Consider the following 374-nt stretch of genomic DNA (forward strand, 5'->3'; position numbering starts at 1 on the left):
CCGTGCAGCCACGTCGCGGCCAGCGCCGCTTCCCAGGCGGGCCAGCCCTGGCCCAGCAGGGTGCCGACGAGGCCCGCCAGCACGTCGCCCGTGCCACCCGTGGCAAGGCCCGGATTGCCCGTCGCATTCAGCGCCACTTCACCGTCTGGCCGCGCGATGACGCTGCCCGCGCCTTTCAGCACGACGACGGCATCCAGACGCTGCGCCAGTTCGCGCGCATGTTCCAGCCGGTCGGCCTGCACGATGGCGGCCGTCCCGCCCAGCAGGCGTGCGGCTTCCAGCGGGTGCGGCGGGGTGGGGTGTCTTATAAACAAAAGACGCTGCCGACGAAAAGAGAGGTGTTGATATAGGTGGTGGCCGGATAAATAAAAAAA

1 protein-coding gene is annotated in these 374 nt (G+C 67.9%); it reads right to left on the minus strand.

Translation table 11 applies throughout. The features are described 5' to 3' along the window. Positions 1 to 374: NAD(P)H-hydrate dehydratase (locus ACEN88_RS34630; RefSeq protein WP_413346930.1), on the minus strand; the 374-nt coding region annotated here is incomplete at both ends.

It is taken from the genome of Massilia sp. CT11-108 (genome assembly GCF_047302915.1).
GTDB lineage: Bacteria > Pseudomonadota > Gammaproteobacteria > Burkholderiales > Burkholderiaceae_D > Telluria > Telluria orientalis.